Raw genomic sequence first — 15,884 nt, 5'->3', positions numbered from 1 at the left:
GATGGTGGGGCCGGTGATTGTGGAGGATGGGGAGTCGACCATTGTGGTGCCGCCTGGGTGGTGGGCGGCGTTGGGTGGGGATGGGTCGGTGGTGTTGCGGTTTGTGGGGTGGGAGGGGTGACGCGGGGTGGATTGACCGCGGAGGTGTTGCGGAACGCGTTGGTGGTGGCGGCTGAGGAGGCCAGCATTGTGGTGGTGCGGTCGGCCTATTCGACGTTCATAGTCGAGGGGTCGGATGCGTCGGCGGCGATTCTGGATGTGCGGGGGCGGTTGGTCGCGCAGTCGATGGCGACGACGTTGATGAACAGCATGGCGTTGCGGGTGGCGTTGCCTGAGGTGCTGGCTGATATTCCGGCGGTGACTATGCGGCCGGGTGAGGTCTTTGTGACCAATGATGCTTATCGGGGTGGGGTGCATACCAACGACCTGCTGGTTTATCGGCCGGTTTTCGTTGGTGGTGTGGTCGCCTATCTGACGGCGACGATGATTCATGTCTCGGATCTGGGTGGGTTGTCGGCGGGGGGAATGGCTCCGCTGGCTACGGATATCTTCCTGGAAGGGCTTCAGTTGCCGCCGGTGCGGTTGGCCACGGTTGATGGGGTTGAGCCGGCGATTGAGGGGATTCTGCGGGCGAACAGCCGTACACCGGACAAGGTGCTGGGGGATGTGCGGGCGTTGATCGCGGGGACGGCGGTCGCGGCAGCGCGGGTGGAGGCACTTGTCGCCGAGTATGGCGCGGAGGGCCTCGCCGAAGGCATCGACGCGTATCTGGACTACACGGAGACGCGAACGCGCGCAGCCATCGCCGAACTGCCCCCTGGATGCTATCCGGCCGAGTATCCGATCGACGACGACGGAATCACCCTCGACCGTTCCCACTTCGTCCGGGTGGCGGTCACGATCCCAGAATCCGCAGCCACTCCAGAATCCGCAGCCGTCCCAAAATCTGCGGCCGCTCCAGAATCCGCAGCCGCTCCAGGATCCGCGGCCGTCCCAGAATCCGCAGCCGTCCCAGAACCTGCGGCCGTTCCAGAATCCGCAGCCGTTCCAGAATCCGCAGCCGCTCCAGAATCCGCAGCCGCTCCAGGATCCGCAGCCGCTCCAGGATCCGCAGCCGCTCCAGGATCCGCGGCCGTTCCTGAAGTTGCGGCCGTTCCAGGATCCGCACCTGTTCCAGGATCCGCCGTCGGGATCCTAGTGGATTTCGATGGGACCGACCCGCAGGTTCCGGCCGCGATCAACGCCTCGGCTTCGCAGTCGCTGGCGGCGGCCGTCTTCGCGATCCGGTGTTTCCTTGATCCGACGATTCCGATGAACGAGGGCTGCCTGCGCGCCATCGAGATCAGCCTCCCCAGGAGATCCCTCCTCAACGCCACCTCCCCGCATCCCTGCGGCGGCCGTTTCGTCCCCATCTACGCCGCCATGGAAGCAATCTTCCAAGCCCTCTCCGACGCGATACCCGACCGCGCCATCGCCGCCAGCGGCATCCTCCAGCCATTCAGCATCGCCGCCGTCAGCACCCCCTTCTGGATCCATCTCGGGTACGACTTCGGCGGCGTCGGCGCCCGGCACGGCCTGGACGGCCCCGACGCGACCGGCGTGCACTTCGGCGTCGGCCGCAACTCGATCGCCCAGGTGGAACCCGTCGAAACCCGCTGCCCCTTGATCATCGAATCAGTCGAGATCATCCCCGACTCCGGCGGCCCCGGCCGCTACCGAGGCGGCCTGGGCTCCCGCACGATCTACCGCTTCCTCGCCGACGCCCACGTCACCACCCGCGGCGACCGCCTCCGCACCCCTCCCCCCGGCCGCTCCGGCGGCCACCCCGGCCGCCTGGGCGGCTTCTACAAACGCCACCACGACGGCACCCTCACCCGCCTCAACGCCAAAACCAACAACGAACTCTTCACCTCCGGCGAGGCCCTAATCCTGGAAACCACCGGCGGCGGCGGAATCGGCCCCCCCACCACCCGCGACCCCACCGCCATAGAACAAGACCTCAAGTCCGGAAAAATCACCCCAAGGGGCGCACGAGACGACTACGGCACCAGCTGACCGACATCAACTGAGCGGTCCCCGGGGCAACCGCTCGGACCAGCCACCGAGTAATCCCTCAGATCGAACCCGACCATCCGGTGATCCGAAGACGAACTAGAACACCATGCGATCACAAAGATCGAACCCGGCCATCGCGCGACGCCAGATCGATTCCGACCGTCGGGCGATCGAACTGGATTGTCGGCCGGGACGTCGTACAGTCGGGCGACAAGCTTGGGCCGGGCGGTAGCCCGGAACGTGCGGTAGCCCGGAACGCCAGCTGACCGCTGTGCGATCCCACAGATCGATTCCGGACCGGACGATCGTCAGATCGCTTCTGACCACCACCGGGTGATTCCTTCGTGCATCGCCTGGTGGACGGCTCGGGCCAGGCGGCTGCCCCAGGTGGAGCGCGGTCCGCCGAAGGGCTCTGGGGGGCCGTCTGTTCGTACCGCGACGCAGACGGCGTCGGAGGCGGTGCCGGTGCCGAGGTAGCCGGATTCGATGAGCGCCTGGGTCTTGGCCTCGGTGACGGTCATGACGGTGTTGACCAGGGCGGCGTCGGTGAGGGCGGCGGGGATGACGGCGATGATGTTGATGGTTCCGGGGCGGAGATCTTCGTCCGTGCCGTCGACCGGGGCGGCGGCCCAGGTGGGAATACGGAGACCGACCGTCGCCAGGGCGGTGACGCCATGGTCGGTGGCCTGGGTGTAGGCGGGGACGGACGCGGCGGTGAGCATGCCGACGCCGGGGCCGGGAGGAGATATCTCGGTGAGGTGGGCGGCCGGGTCCATGCGCGAGTAGTGGGCGACCACCTGGGCGTTCAGAACCCACCGGCGCGGCCCGATACCCCCGCCGAGCGGAGCCGAGGAGATCATCCGCCAGCCGGGCCCGAACTCGCACAACAACGCGGCCAGCCGAACACCGTCCTCGTCCCGATGAGCGAGGGTGACCCGCATCAGCAGTCCCCCGGACGGATCAGAGCCATCAGCGGTCTCCCAGACGGATTGGAGGGATTAGCCCCACAAACGATCCCTCCGACAGATCTGATGGATCGCCACCATCAGCGCTCCCTGGACGGATCGGAGGGGTCACCCCAATCAGCGTTGCCCGGACGGATCGGAGTGATCGTCCTCGCAAGCGATCCCTCGACGGATCGGCGAGATTGGTCTGCATTAGCTACTCGCCGGGACGGATGAGGTGGATGACTGGCCGTCCGTAGTCGTCGGGGGTTACCTGGACGTGGGCGTCGAAGTGGCGGGTCAGTAGAGGTTTGGTGAGTACGTTTTGTGGGGGGCCGGAGGCGGCGGCGTGGCCTTGGGAGAGGAGGAGGAGGGTGTCGGCGTACTGGCCGGCCAAGCTGAGGTCGTGGAGGGTGGTCACCACGGTGAGGGTGTCGTCCAGGCGTAGGCGGTCCACGAGTTCGAGGACCTGCTGCTGGTGGCCGAGGTCGAGGGCGGTGGTGGGTTCGTCGAGGAGGAGCACGGGGGCCTGCTGGGTGAGGGCGCGGGCCAGGACGACTCGCTGGCGTTCGCCGCCCGACAGGTGGCCGAGGGGGCGCTCGGAGAACTCGGTCAGGTCCAGCCGGGACAGGACGGATCTGGTGACCTCGCGGTCGTGGGCGCTTTCGCGGGCGAGGTAGGGGATGTAGGGCGTGCGTCCGAGGATCGCGTAGTCGGCGACGGTCATGTCGGCCGGCAGCACCGGATTCTGCGGCGCGTACGCGATCAGCCGGGCCCGCTCGCGGGGTTTCATCCGCCGCACCTCGCCCCCGCCGACCAGCACGGACCCCTCGTGCGGCAACAATCCGATCATGGCCTTGAGCAGCGTCGACTTCCCGGCCCCGTTGGGCCCGATGACGGCCAGCCAGGACCCGGCCGCCACGGTCACCCCGACCTCCCGCAGCACCGGCCGCCCGCCGAGCGACACCCCCAGCCCGCGCACCTCGATCACGCGTCCACCCGCTTGGTCAGCCGCAGCACCAGCACGAAGAAGGGCGCCCCCACGAACGCGGTGACCACCCCGATCGGCAACTCGGCCGGCGCCAGCACAGTCCTGGCCACCAGGTCCGCGACCACCAGGAACGCCGCCCCGCCCAGCAACGACAACGGCAGCACGATCCGATACGACCACCCGGCCAGCCGCCGCACCACATGCGGCACCACGATCCCCACGAAGGCGATCAGCCCGCTCACCGCCACCGCCGACGCGGTCGCCAGCGAAGCGGCCAGCAGCACGAAGAACCGCACCCGCCGGGCCCGCAACCCCAGGCTGGTGGCTTCGTCGTCCCCGACCGCCAGCACGTCCAGCAGCCGCCCGTGCGCCAGCATGACCATCACCGACACCAGCGCGTACGGCGCGATCATCAGAAGCTGCGGCCACCCCCCGCCGACGTCCCCCAGGATCCACGAGTAGACCCGCTGCAACTCCTCCACCTTGAGCTGCTGCACGAACGTCTGGATCGCCGTCAGGAACGAGGTCACCGCCACCCCCGCCAGCACCAGCGTGGCCGTCCCCCCACCCCTCCCGGCGCTGCTCCCCAACGCGTACGCCAGGAAGACCCCGCCGACCGCCCCCACGAACGCCGCGACCGGCACCACCCCGGAGTCCCCCACCACCACGATCACCAGCGTGACCGTCAGCCCCGCCCCCGCCGCCGCCCCCAGCAGGTACGGATCCGCCAGCGGATTACGGAACACCCCCTGATACCCGGCCCCCGCGATCGCCAGCAGCCCGCCCACCAGCGCCGCGAGCAGCACCCTGGGCACCCGCAACTCGAACAGCACCCCCTGCTCGACCGGCAGCAGCCCCGAGTCCAGCGACACGAACGGCAACCGGTCCAGCAGCGCGGACAGCACCGAGCCGGGCGCCAGCCCGGCCGCCCCGACCAGCAGCCCGGCCGTCATGCAGCCGAGCAGGACGAGCACGGCCACCCCGACGGCCCACCACGTGCGGCGCACCGTGACTCAGCTCGCGGCCTTCTGCACGGCTTCGCCGATGGTCTTGGCGAGGTCGACGATGCGCGGCCCCCAGCGCGAGGCGATGTCGTCGTCCAGCTCGACGACCTGCTTGTCCTTGATCGCGGACAGCCCGGACCAGCCGGGACGCTTGGCGAGCGCGCCCGCGTTCTGGCCGCAGCACTTGGTGTCGGCCAGGAAGATCAGGTCGGGGTCGGCCTTGGCGACGAACTCGGCGGACAGCTTGGGGTAGCCGCCGGCCGCGTCGGGAGCCGCGTCGGAGATGTTCTCCAGCCCGAACAGTCCGTAGATCTGCCCGATGAAGGTGAGCGACGTCGCCGAATAGGGCACGACGTCGAGCTCGTGGTAGTAGGTGAGCTTCGCGTCCTTGGGCGCGGCGGTGACCAGCTGCTCCAGCTGGTTCCGCATCCCGGTGACCAGTTCGCTCGCCTGGCGGGCGTTGCCGGTGGCCAGCCCGAGGTCGTTGATCTCGTCGTAGGCGGCGTCCAGGTTGGCGGCGGCGGGTTCCAGCAGCACGGGCACGCCGACCTTGGCCAGGCCGTCCAGCACGCCTTCGAGGTCGTTGGCGAGCACGACCAGGTCCGGCTTCTCGGCGATGATCGCCTCGACGTTGGGCTTGAACCCGGACAGCTCCGTCTTGGGGGCTTCCGCCGGGTGGTTGGACTGGTCGTCGACGGCGACGACCTGCGGCCCCGCGCCGATGGCGAACAGCGTCTCGGTGGCGGTGGGCGACAGGGACACGATCCTGGCCGGGCGCCGGGCGATGGTGATCGAGCCGTTCCCGGCGTTGACGGTCACCGGGAAGGCCCCGGGCGCGACGGTCTGGGTGGGAGCGGGGGCGGGGAGTGCGGCGGTGTCGGCTGGCTGTCCGCAGCCGGCCAGCAGCAGCGAACCCAGCAGCGCACCCAGCGATGCGCCCGCGAGAGCCGTGGGCCTCACGAGATCCTCCAATGTCGCCGGGGAACGAGAGACCCGCGTCCTGAGACGGATCACCCTTTCCGCGAGGGTTGATGACGTCAGCGCACCGGGCAGGCGACCTGGCTCACCCGTCCGGGGGAGGACGGGAATGACAGTTGCGGGACAGCGCCGGACTCAAACCGGACTTCGCTGCACGTTACGCATCGAACGGCAACGATACCAAGGCGCCGGCTGGGTAGTGTGGGCGCCGTGATCGGTGTCCGTCGACGTGGGTGGCAAGCCGTCCGCGCGACTGGGCGGCTGCTGCTCGGGCTGCTCCTGGTGCCGGTCTGCCTGATCGGGCTGGCGCTGTTCCTGCTGACGTTCGTGTCCAGCGCGACCTTCATCGGGCTGATCATCCTGCCGTACGTGGTGCGGCTGAACCGCTGGATCGCCGGGCGGGGCCGCCGGGTGGCGGCGGGCTGGCTGGGGCGCCCGGTCACCGCCGAGTACGCGACCATCGAGGGCGGCGTCCTGGCCCGCGCCCGTATCGTCCTCGGCGACCCGATGACGTGGCGGGACACGGCCTGGATCGCCGGCCACATCGTCACAGGGCCGATCCTGGCGGCGCTCGGCCTGGGCGTGTGGGCGGCGCTCGGTTTCGGGCCGTCCCTCCCGATCTGGTGGTGGGCCCCGCTGCCCGAGCACGCCGTCTACCTGCTCGGCTTCGCCGTGGACAGCTGGCCCCGGGTGATCGTCGCCGTCCCGCTGCTGGTGGCGGCCGTCGCGACCGCCGGTTCGTATGTCCTCCCCTGGCTGGCCACCGCCGAAGCCGTGCTGACCCGCCTTCTGCTGGCCACCCCCGAGCGGGTACGGCTGGCCGAACGCGTCGCCGAACTCACCGAGACCCGCACCGCCGCCCTGGACGCGCACGGCGCCGAACTCCGCCGGATCGAGCGTGATCTGCACGACGGCGCCCAGGCCCGGCTGGTCTCGATCGCGATGCGGCTGGGCGTGGCCGAGCGAATGCTGGCCGCCGATCCGGACCAGGCCGCCACCCTGATCGCCGAGGCCCGGCTGAGCACCGAGGAGACGATGACCGAACTGCGGGACATCATCCGCGGCATGTACCCGCCGATCCTGGCCGACCGCGGCCTGCCGGGCGCGGTGGCCGCGCTCGCCGCCCGCTGCCCGATCCCGGTCGCGGCCACGGTGACCGGCGTGGACCGGCTGCCCGCCGCGGTCGAGGCGGCCGCCTACTTCGTGGTCGCCGAGGCGCTCACCAACGTGGCCCGCCACAGCGCCGCCGCCACCGCGACCGTGCACGTCTCCGCCGCCGACGACCTGCTGACGCTGCGGGTGAGCGACGACGGCAGGGGCGGCGCGGACGAGACGGCCGGCACCGGCCTGGCGGGCATCCGCCGCCGGGTGGCCGCCTTCGACGGCGGCACCGACCTGTCCAGCCCGCCCGGCGGGCCCACCACCCTGACCGTGGAGCTGCCGTGCGGGTAGTCATCGTCGAGGACAACGTGCTGCTGGCGGAGGGCCTGGCACTGCTCCTGCGCACCGAGGGCCACCTGGTCGCCGCGACCGTCGACACCGCGGACGGCTTCCTGGCCGCCGTCGAGAAGCACCGCCCGGACATCGCGGTGGTGGACGTCCGCCTCCCGCCCACCTTCCGCGACGAGGGCGTGCGGGCGGCCATCGAGGTGCGCCGCCGCCACCCCCGCCAGCCGATCCTGGTCCTGTCCCAGTACGTCGAGCAGACCTACGCCACCGAACTGCTGGCCGGGGGCGGCGGCGGCATCGGCTACCTGCTGAAGGACCGGGTCAGCCGGATCTCCGAGTTCGTGGACGCGCTGGCCCGGGTGGCCGCGGGCGGCACCGCGATGGACCCGGAGGTGATCTCCCAGCTGCTCACCCGCCGCCGGGCCGACCATCCGGTGGAGTCCCTCTCCCCGCGCGAGAACGAGGTGCTGGGCCTGATGGCCGAGGGCCGCTCCAACGGCGACATCGCCGCCCTGCTCACGATCACCGAACGCGCGGTGCACAAGCACGTCGGCAACATCTTCATGAAGCTCGGCCTGCCGCCCAGCGACAGCGGCCACCGCCGGGTGCTCGCCGTCCTGTCCTACCTGTCGACGGTGTAGCCCGCTACACCCCTAGGGGTACCCGGCGGCGCACGATCAAGAAGGGGGTGTGCACCGCAGCGCCGAAGGGCGCCGAATCGGGAGGCTTGGAGGGTCGATCTCCTCCGAAGGTGAAGCCCATGTCGCTGACCATGTCCCCGCCGATGACCCCCGCCGTCGCCCCCGCCCCCAGGGACCGGTTCATCGACGTGCTGCGGGTGTTCGGGATGGCGCTCGTCGTCGTCCAGCACTGGAGCATGCCCGTGCTGGACTACTCCGGCGGCAGGCTCGCCACCGGCAACGCGCTGGCGGCGATCCCGCTGGTCACCTGGCTGAGCCAGGTGATGCCGCTGGTGTTCTTCGCGGGCGGCGCGGCCAACGCGATCAGCTGGCGGAAGAACCCGGACGGCTGGGTGGCCAAGCGGGTCGGCCGGTTGGGGTGGCCGGTGGTGCCGCTGGCGGCGGTGTGGCTGCCGCTGCCGTACCTGCTGGGCTGGTGGGGGCTGCCGGAGCAGCCGGTCGAGCTGGCTTCGCGGCTGGTGGGGCAGTTGCTGTGGTTCCTGGCGGTGTATCTGCTCGCGGTGGTGGCGACGCCGTACCTGGTCAGGATGCGGGCCGGGGTGGTGCTGCCGGTGCTGGCCGGGGGCGCGGTGGTCATGGACGTGGTCAGGTTCGCCGGGTTCGAACCGGCCGGGTATCTGAATGTGGTGTTCGTCTGGCTGGCCGTGCACCAGATCGGCTTCCTGTACGCCCAGGGCCGCCTGGCGTGGCTGTCCGGCCGCCGGGCGGCGGGGCTGGCGGTGGCGGGGTTCGGGATGGTGGCGGCGCTGGTGGCGGCGGGACCGTACCCGGCGAGCATGATCGGGATGCCGGGGGCGATCTCCAACATGGCGCCGCCGAGCGCCTGCCTGCTGGCGCTGTTCGCCGGGCAGCTGGGGCTGGCCATGCTGCTGCGGCCCGCGCTGAACCGGATGGCGGCGCGGCCCAGGGCCGGGGCGCTGCTGGGGTGGCTGGCGCCCCGGATGATGACGATCTACTTGTGGCACATGCCGGCGCTGGTCGCCGTGGCCGGGGTGGCGGTGGTCGGATTCGGCCTGGACACCCCGGCGATCGGGTCCGCGAGCTGGTGGACGCTGACGCCGCTGTGGCTGCTCTGCCTGGGCGCGCTGCTGAGTGTGCTGGTCGGGCTCTTCGCGCGGTTCGAGCGGCCGCCGGCCTGGGTGGGCGGTTCTGTGGTACTGGTGGGCGGCGGGCTCACCACCTTGATGGTCACCGGTTTCCAGCCGAGCCTGGTTCCGGTCGTCGCGTCCGCCGCCCTGCTGCTCGGGCTGGTCAGGATCCCAGTTGCCGTTCCGCGTCGTCGATGATCTTCTGCAGGCGCAGGCCGTGCTGGGCGTCCAGCGGATGGCCGCCGCCGGCCCGCACGGTCTCGGCGAAGGACTCCACCATCCGGGCGAAGATGCCGTCGCCCAGGTCGGCGCCGCTCAGCGAGGTGTTGCCCGCCTCGCCGTACACGTCGATCCTGGCGGGGGGCAGGTCGCCGGTGGCGGTCAGGCACATGGACGCCTCGCTGACCGCGCCGGTCTCGTGCTCCAGCAGCAGGCCCACCCAGCCGAGCGGGTGGCCGTGCGCCCGCACCGAGGCGACCGGGCCCAGCGCCGCGTCCAGCAGGTCGATGGTGTGCGGCCCGACGTCCAGGATGGCGCCGCGCTCCAGCCGCCACGGCGTGACGAACGGGCCGCCGTTGAGCGCGCCGGAGATGTTCACCGCGTGCCCGCCGAACGGCCGTAGCTTCCGCGCCCGCGCCAGGAACTCCACGGTCACGGGCGAGTACCGGAAGGTGTAGACCATCTGGCTGGCCACTCCGGCCGCCGCGACCGCCTCGGCCAGCCGCCGGGCCCCGGCCAGATCGGCCGCCAGCGGCTTCTCCAGCAGCAGGGCCTTACCTGCCTTGGCCGCCACCACCCCCAGCTCGGCCTGTACGGCGGGCGGCACGCTGAACGCCACCGCCTCGCAGACCTCCAGCAGCTCCTCGATCCGCTCGAAGGACGGCACCCCGTACTTGGCCGCCAGCTCCGCCGACGCCTCCGGGCGGCGCGCCCAGATGCCCGCCAGCCGCGTGTGCGGCCCCTTCGCCAGCTCGGGCGCGTGCACCATGTCCGCCCACGGCCCCGCCCCGACCAACCCCACCGAAACCGGCTCCACCGCCGCCTCCTTCGCGATTATCAGCAGGAGACTAGCCCAACCCCGATCAGTCCCATTCGACCAGCAGGGCGGGGAGGCCGCGGCCGACGATCGACTTGCGGTAGGCGATCGGCTGACCGGGCGCGAGCCGCAGGCCGGGCAGGCGCTCGCCGAGCACGTCGAGGGCGGTCCTGAGTTGCAGCCGGGCCAGAGCGGCCCCGACGCAGAAGTGAATGCCGTAGCCGAGGGTCATGTGGGCGTCGGCGTTGGGCCGGTCGATCCTGAAGGTCTCCGGGTCGTCGAAGACCGTCTCGTCGTGGGCGGCGGAGTCGGTGGACAGCAGGCAGAGCGCCCCGGCGGGGATGGTCACCCCGTGCAGGTCGATGTCGGTGATGGCGTAGCGGAAGGACCCCAGGCTGGCGCCGTCGATGCGCATGCACTCCTCGACCGCGTTCTGCGTGAGATCGGCGGGGACCGGCCAGATGTTCTCCCTGAGCAGCCGGTAGACGCTGTTGCCGAGCTGGTTGGGGACGGTGTCGTTGCCGCCGAGCAGGATGGTGGAGATCAGTTCGACGACTTCGCGGTGGGTCAGCTCGCTGCCGATCAGTGAGGTCATCAGCGAGGTGAAGTCGTCCTGCGGGGCGGCGGCGCGAGCGGCGACCAGCCGGTCCACATAGGCCAGGTACTCCAGGAAGCTGTCGGCCAGTTCGAGCTGCCGGTCGGCCGGCTGCGGCGACAGGAACAACATGAACCAGTCTTTGACGTGAGATTTCACGAACTCTTCGTCGGATTCGGGAACGCCGATGAAGCGTGCGGTGAGCTTGGTGGACGGGATGTGGCCGAGCCCGGGAACGAAGTCGGCGCGGCCGTCGGGTTCCACGCGGTCCAGGACATCCTCGTTGAGACGGCGGAATCTCTCCTCCATGGCGGCCACCGCCCGCGGCGTGAAGGCGCGGGAGACCGAGCGGCGGAGCCGGGTGTGGTCGGGCGGATCCACGTTCGCCACGAAACTGGACAGGAACGAGCCGTGCTCGCCGAGCCGGTCACGGGTGGCCTGGGTGAGACTCCTGGAGATGGTCAGCGACCCCGCCGACGAGAACCTCTTGGCGTCCCCGTAGGCCGCCCTCACATCCTCATGCCGGGTCAGGACATACGCCCCCAGGTGCGGACTGTGGAAGACCGGCTGCTCGTGCCTGAGCCCGCGCAGGAACCCGTAGGGCGCGGCCACGTGCCAGTCACTGGAGACGTCGAAGTCGGCGATCATCGCAGGATCCTCCGGGGGTTCTCGACGAGCATCTGACGGATCTGCTCCTCGGCGACGCCGCGCTTTCGCAGCGCGGGCAGGACGTCCCGGGGAACGTGCAGCAGGTGGTAGTCCGGGTGCCGCCGCCGCACGACCTCCTCGTCGAAGCGGTCGTTGAAGCAGTAGGAGTCGTGGGACAGCACCAGCCGGTCGGCGTGGCCGCGCTCGCACAGCTCCGCCACGATCGCGATCCGGTCCTCCGGCGTCGAGAACGCGTTGATCCCGAACCGGTCCATGCCCAGATAGGAGCCGTTGGCGATGAGCTCCTCCAGGTAGGCGACGTCGGTGGAGTCCCCCGCGTGCCCGATCACCACCCGGGTCAGGTCCACCCCGCAGGAGGCCAGCAGGCGCTGCTGGGCCAGGCCGCCCTTCGACGCGCTGTGCGAGTGCGTCGTGATGGGCGCCCCCGTGGCCAACTGCGCCTCGGCGACGGCGCGGAAGACCCGCTCGCAGCCTTTGGTCATGCCGGGCTGGTCGGTCGCGCACTTGAGCATCGCGGCCCTCACCCCGGTGTCCCCGACGCCTTCGACGAGGTCCCGGACGAAGTGCTCGGCCAGCCGGTCCGGCCCGCCGAACAGCGTGCCCGGCCCCCGATTCCCAAAATACGGCGGTAAATCGCCATAGGTGTAGAGGCCGGTGGCGACCACGATGTTGACCTCGGTCCTGGCCGCGACCTCCCGGACCGCGGGCACGTACCGGCCGAGCCCGATCACGGTCAGGTCCACGATCGTGTCGATCCCGTACGCCTTCAGCGCGTCCAGCTTGGCGACCGCCTCGGCCACCCGGAGCGGCTGGTCCCACACCTCCGGCCGGTTCCAGATGATCTCCGGGCTGAGCCCGAACACGTGCTCGTGCATCAGCGTCGCGCCCGGTTCCGCGACCCGCCCCGCGGCCGTCTCAGGCATGGGCCACCACGGGGAACCGCGCGTGCTCGAACGGCTGGTTCACGGTCAGCCCGAGCCCGTCCGTCTGCCGGTACGGCGTGCCCGTGTACAGCGCGTCCGCGTCGAAGTAGGTGACCGTGAACGACAGCCTGGCCGCGTCGCCCCCGTTGGCGGGCGCGCCGTGCACGGTCAGCGCGTGGTGCACGGTCGCGTCACCGGCCGCCAGGTCCAGCGGCGGCGAGGTGCCCAGCCCGGCCAGCCACGGATGCTGGCTGAGCTGGCCGTCGCCGTCCCTGGTGAAGCTGCGGCCGAGCACGCCGTACCGGTGCGAGCCGCTGACGAAGCGCAGCGAGCCCATCGCGGCGGACACGTCCACCAGCGCCAGCCAGACCGTCAGCATGGCCGAGCGGTCCATCGGCATCCACGGGAAGTCCTGGTGGTAGTCGGTCGCGCCGTGGTCTCCAGGCTCCTTGACCAGCAGGTTGGTGACCTGGATCCGGACCCCGGCCACACCGCCCAGCAGCCGGACGGCGGCCCGGCCCAGGTGCGGGGAGAAGGCCAGCCGGTGGAACGCCTCGTCGCTGTCGGCGATGTCCCTGGCCTGGCCGAACGCCTGGTCGACCCTGGTGGTCTTGGTGCGGTCGCGGGCGGCCAGCCGCCGGATCGCCCGCTCGCGCAACTCGGCCACGTCGGCGACGGCGAGCAGGCGCGGCAGCCGTACCCAGCCGTTGCGGTCAAAGAACTCGGCCTCGTCGCCGGTCACCTCGCGTACGCCCATGCGCCCACTCTAAAGCAAGCGCTTGGTCGTGCCAATTGAGGACGACGCCGACCGGGTATAACCGAATGTATGACCAAGCGCTTGTTCAGATTCGCGGCCGTGCTCAGGATCGCCGACTCGGGCAGGGACTGGGCCGCCAAGGCCCGCAAGCTGGAGGACGCCGGCTTCGACGCGCTGCTGGTGCCCGACCACCTGGTCGGGCCCAGGTTCGCGCCGCTGGCCGCGATGACGGCCGCGGCCTGCGCGACCACCCGGCTCCGGGTCGGCACGCTGGTGATCGCCAACGACTACCGGCACCCGGCCGTGCTCGCCAAGGAAGCCGCCACCATCGACGTGCTCTCCGGGGGCCGGCTGGAACTCGGGCTCGGCACCGGCTGGATGGCCGCCGACTACCGCGCCGGCGGCCTGCCGTTCGAGCCTCCCGGCATCCGGGTGGACCGGCTCACCGAGGCGATCGCCGTGCTCAAGGGCCTGTGGGCGGACGGGCCCTTCAGCTTCGCCGGCGCGCACTACCGGATCGACGCGCTGGAGCAGTTCCCCAAGCCGATCAGCCCCCGGCTGCTGCTCGGCGGCGGCGGGCCCCGGATGCTCCGGCTGGCCGCCAGGGAGGCCGACGTGATCAACCTCGGCATGCGGGTGCGCGCGGACGGCACCGGGCCCGACGGGAACGACGGCGGCCTGGACGCGTTCCTGGCCAAGATCGACCTGGTCCGGCGGGCCGCCGCGCACCGGTACGACCAGGTCGAACTGGGCACCAGCGTGCAGCAGGTCGGGGTACGCAAGGCCGAGGAGGCGTGGAGCGCGGCCGACTCCTCCCGGCAGAACGAGACCCCACAGGTCCTGCTAGGCACCCGCGACGAGATCACGGCCAAACTCCGGCACTGGCGGGACACCCACGACCTGTCGTACTTCGTCCTGCACCACGAGCGGGATCTGAACGCCTTCATCCCGATCGTCGAAGAACTCGCCGGGACGTGATTTCGGCAGGCCGCGGCCGTACCGGCATGATGAAGGCATATGGAACTCATACTGCTGAGGCACGGCGAGACCGAGTGGAGCCGGGCCGGGCGGCACACCGGCCGGACCGACCTGCCGCTGACCGGGCACGGCGAGGAGCAGGCCAGGGCGCTCGGCCCGGAGGTCTCCCGGCACCGGTTCGATCTGGTCCTGGTCAGCCCGGCCCGCCGGGCCAGGGAGACGGCCGAGTTCGCCGGGATCGATCCGTACGAGATCGAGCCGGACCTGTGGGAGTGGGACTACGGCGGCTACGAGGGCATCACCACGGCGCAGATCAGGGAGACCATACCCGGCTGGTACATCTGGCGGGACGGCGTGGTGCCGGGCGACCCCGGCCACCCCGGCGAGAGCGTCGAGCACGTCGGGCTGCGCGCCGACCGGGTGATCGCCCGCACGCTCGCGATGATGCGGACCGAGCACACCGAGCCGGGACCGACCGTCGGCCTGGTGGCGCACGGCCACTTCCTGCGGATCCTGGCCGCCCGCTGGCTCGGCCTGCCGGCCGCCCACGGGCGGTACCTGCGCCTGGACACCGGCACCTACTCCGCGCTCGGCTTCGAGCACGGCGAGCACGTGATCCTGCGCTGGAACGCCCCCGTCAGGTGACGGGGGCCAGCCTGCTGCCGGGGAAGGGCGCGAGCAGCGTCTCCCGCCAGGATCCGTCGAGGAACTCCCTGGCCCGCTTGCGCCAGTCCAGCAGCCGGTGGTCCGGCTCGGTCTCGTCGTCGAGGCCGAGCGCGGCGTCCCTGGCCCGCTGCAGGGCGAGGTGGTCGTCCAGGGACATGCCCCAGACGGTGACCACTTCGGTGTCGCAGAACAGCACCTCGTACAGGCCGACGCAGCGGTGGCCGTGCTCGGCCAGCACCGGCGCGCGCTCCTCCCGGACCGCGGCCAGATAGTCGAGCGCGGCCCCGGGCCGCACGGTGGCGCTCTCGAACAGGTAGAACGGCGCCGCGTACGCCTCGGCCAGCAGGTCGGCGAGGGCGGGGCAGCCGGGCACCGCGCCGAGCGGCCGGGAGAAGGCCGAGAAGCGCAGGTCGTCGATGTCGGACAGGAAGAGCCGCGGATCCACGCCCGCGTAGATGTCCATCATCTGCCGCCAGCCGCCGTCCCAGCCGCCGTGGCAGTCCCACAGGGTGACCGCCTTGAACTGCTGGTGGCCGGTGATGCCGACGGCGTAGAAGGCGCCGGCCAGGTCGATCTGACGGGATCTGATGGACAGGCCCGCGGTGAGTTCCGGCCGATCCCGGTCCTGGTCGGCTCGCTTGTAGCCGGTGAGCCAGGTCAGGTATTCGAGGGGTTTGCGGGAGTTCATCGGCCGGAAGTCGACTTCTTCGATCAGGTAGACGCCACGCCGCATGCCACGCCTCCAACCAAGCGAGTGCTTGGTTGGAACAGTAGCAGCGAGCTCAGGCGGTGACGACGGGCGCGGGCTGCGGACCGCGACCGGTGAGCCACTCCAGGACCTTGCGATGCCCTCTGCGGGCGTCCTCGAAGTGGCCCCACCGCCAATATCTGGGCTGATCCCGCACTCCGGTGACCCAGGTCCGATAGGCCACCGGGCGCGGCCGGCCGTCGCTCGGCTCTGCCGCCGACGCGACACCGTAGGTTCTGATCACGACGCGTCCGCCGGGCGCGAACAGCACATCGTCCGCCACCGGATACAGGGTCATCTGG

The 15,884-nt window shown here is 70.9% G+C and carries 17 protein-coding genes, 1 pseudogene and 1 riboswitch; of the genes and pseudogenes, 7 read left to right on the top strand and 11 right to left on the bottom strand.

The features are described 5' to 3' along the window. Positions 1–57: 57 nt before the first annotated feature. Positions 58–852 (top strand): annotated as a pseudogene (locus Acor_RS43470) (hydantoinase B/oxoprolinase family protein); the annotation flags it as partial. 43 nt (positions 853–895) lie between these two features. On the opposite strand, the gene Acor_RS43465 reads toward Acor_RS43470, so the two are convergent. Further along, a complete protein-coding gene (locus Acor_RS43465; protein WP_218034531.1) occupies positions 896–1,168 on the bottom strand; it encodes a hypothetical protein in 273 nt (90 codons plus the stop codon). Between the two features lie 29 nt (positions 1,169–1,197). On the opposite strand from Acor_RS43465, the gene Acor_RS43460 reads away from it, so the two are divergent. Further along, positions 1,198–2,055: a hydantoinase B/oxoprolinase family protein gene (locus Acor_RS43460; RefSeq protein ID WP_246239194.1), complete on the top strand. Its 858-nt coding sequence runs from the start codon at positions 1,198–1,200 to the stop codon at positions 2,053–2,055. Positions 2,056–2,363: 308 nt separating this feature from the next. On the opposite strand, the gene Acor_RS28135 is transcribed toward Acor_RS43460, so the two are convergent. The 4 genes from Acor_RS28135 to Acor_RS28120 form a co-directional block, all read right to left on the bottom strand. Further along, the gene (locus tag Acor_RS28135; protein ID WP_155339774.1) at positions 2,364–2,996 is read right to left on the bottom strand and encodes an adenosylcobinamide amidohydrolase; all 633 of its coding nucleotides are present in this window, start codon (positions 2,994–2,996) and stop codon (positions 2,364–2,366) included. Between the two features lie 220 nt (positions 2,997–3,216). Continuing rightward, positions 3,217–3,990, bottom strand: coding sequence for an ABC transporter ATP-binding protein (locus Acor_RS28130; protein ID WP_155339773.1), 774 nt, complete (start codon positions 3,988–3,990; stop codon positions 3,217–3,219). Further along, positions 3,987–4,943 (bottom strand): FecCD family ABC transporter permease, encoded by a 957-nt coding sequence (locus tag Acor_RS28125; protein WP_155339786.1) that lies wholly within the window; start codon positions 4,941–4,943, stop codon positions 3,987–3,989. Before Acor_RS28125 ends, Acor_RS28130 begins: the two co-directional genes overlap by 4 nt. A gap of 60 nt (positions 4,944–5,003) precedes the next feature. Further along, positions 5,004–5,954, bottom strand: a complete 951-nt coding sequence (locus Acor_RS28120) for an ABC transporter substrate-binding protein (RefSeq protein WP_155339772.1) — start codon at positions 5,952–5,954, stop codon at positions 5,004–5,006. Between the two features lie 71 nt (positions 5,955–6,025). After that, a riboswitch (cobalamin riboswitch) is annotated at positions 6,026–6,171 on the bottom strand. 11 nt (positions 6,172–6,182) lie between these two features. Here Acor_RS28120 and Acor_RS44715 point away from each other — a divergent pair. The 3 genes from Acor_RS44715 (at position 6,183) to Acor_RS28105 (ending at position 9,408) form a co-directional block, all read left to right on the top strand. Then, the gene (locus Acor_RS44715) at positions 6,183–7,424 is read left to right on the top strand and encodes a sensor histidine kinase (RefSeq protein ID WP_155339771.1); all 1,242 of its coding nucleotides are present in this window, start codon (positions 6,183–6,185) and stop codon (positions 7,422–7,424) included. Next, positions 7,415–8,062 carry a response regulator gene (locus tag Acor_RS28110; protein ID WP_155339770.1) on the top strand — a complete coding sequence of 216 codons (648 nt, stop codon included), beginning with the start codon at positions 7,415–7,417 and terminating at the stop codon, positions 8,060–8,062. The genes Acor_RS44715 and Acor_RS28110 overlap by 10 nt, the downstream gene beginning before the upstream one ends. A 119-nt stretch (positions 8,063–8,181) precedes the next feature. After that, positions 8,182–9,408, top strand: coding sequence for an acyltransferase family protein (locus Acor_RS28105; RefSeq protein WP_155339769.1), 1,227 nt, complete (start codon positions 8,182–8,184; stop codon positions 9,406–9,408). Here Acor_RS28105 and Acor_RS28100 read toward each other — a convergent pair. Genes Acor_RS28100 through Acor_RS28085 form a run of 4 tightly spaced genes read right to left on the bottom strand, consistent with a single transcriptional unit; the run spans position 9,374 to position 13,190 of the window. Beyond that, positions 9,374–10,246 (bottom strand): Gfo/Idh/MocA family protein, encoded by an 873-nt coding sequence (locus Acor_RS28100; RefSeq protein WP_174876205.1) that lies wholly within the window; start codon positions 10,244–10,246, stop codon positions 9,374–9,376. The two genes, Acor_RS28105 and Acor_RS28100, sit on opposite strands and share 35 nt — an antisense overlap. 46 nt (positions 10,247–10,292) lie before the next feature. Continuing rightward, positions 10,293–11,489: a cytochrome P450 gene (locus tag Acor_RS28095; protein ID WP_155339768.1), complete on the bottom strand. Its 1,197-nt coding sequence runs from the start codon at positions 11,487–11,489 to the stop codon at positions 10,293–10,295. Then, positions 11,486–12,433, bottom strand: coding sequence for a phosphotriesterase family protein (locus Acor_RS28090; protein ID WP_155339767.1), 948 nt, complete (start codon positions 12,431–12,433; stop codon positions 11,486–11,488). The genes Acor_RS28095 and Acor_RS28090 overlap by 4 nt, the downstream gene beginning before the upstream one ends. After that, entirely contained in the window at positions 12,426–13,190 is a 765-nt protein-coding gene (locus Acor_RS28085; protein WP_155339766.1) for a phytanoyl-CoA dioxygenase family protein, read from the bottom strand. Before Acor_RS28085 ends, Acor_RS28090 begins: the two co-directional genes overlap by 8 nt. Before the next feature lie 69 nt (positions 13,191–13,259). Between Acor_RS28085 and Acor_RS28080 the strand changes: the two genes are divergently transcribed. Together Acor_RS28080 and Acor_RS28075 are read left to right on the top strand one after the other, a co-directional pair. After that, complete coding sequence (locus Acor_RS28080) at positions 13,260–14,168, top strand: TIGR03621 family F420-dependent LLM class oxidoreductase (protein ID WP_155339765.1); 909 nt, start codon at positions 13,260–13,262, stop codon at positions 14,166–14,168. Between the two features lie 39 nt (positions 14,169–14,207). Next, positions 14,208–14,813: a histidine phosphatase family protein gene (locus tag Acor_RS28075; protein ID WP_155339764.1), complete on the top strand. Its 606-nt coding sequence runs from the start codon at positions 14,208–14,210 to the stop codon at positions 14,811–14,813. On the opposite strand, the gene Acor_RS28070 is transcribed toward Acor_RS28075, so the two are convergent. Next, positions 14,806–15,567: a hypothetical protein gene (locus tag Acor_RS28070; RefSeq protein WP_155339763.1), complete on the bottom strand. Its 762-nt coding sequence runs from the start codon at positions 15,565–15,567 to the stop codon at positions 14,806–14,808. The genes Acor_RS28075 and Acor_RS28070 overlap by 8 nt on opposite strands. A gap of 49 nt (positions 15,568–15,616) precedes the next feature. Then, on the bottom strand, positions 15,617–15,880 hold the full coding sequence (locus tag Acor_RS28065; RefSeq protein ID WP_246239189.1) for a hypothetical protein: 264 nt from the start codon (positions 15,878–15,880) through the stop codon (positions 15,617–15,619). Positions 15,881–15,884: the final 4 nt, after the last annotated feature.

The sequence above is a fragment of the Acrocarpospora corrugata genome (assembly GCF_009687845.1).
Lineage (GTDB): Bacteria > Actinomycetota > Actinomycetes > Streptosporangiales > Streptosporangiaceae > Acrocarpospora > Acrocarpospora corrugata.
Note: the sequence above shows the minus strand (reverse complement) of the source record. Positions and strands in the feature narration are given on the sequence as shown.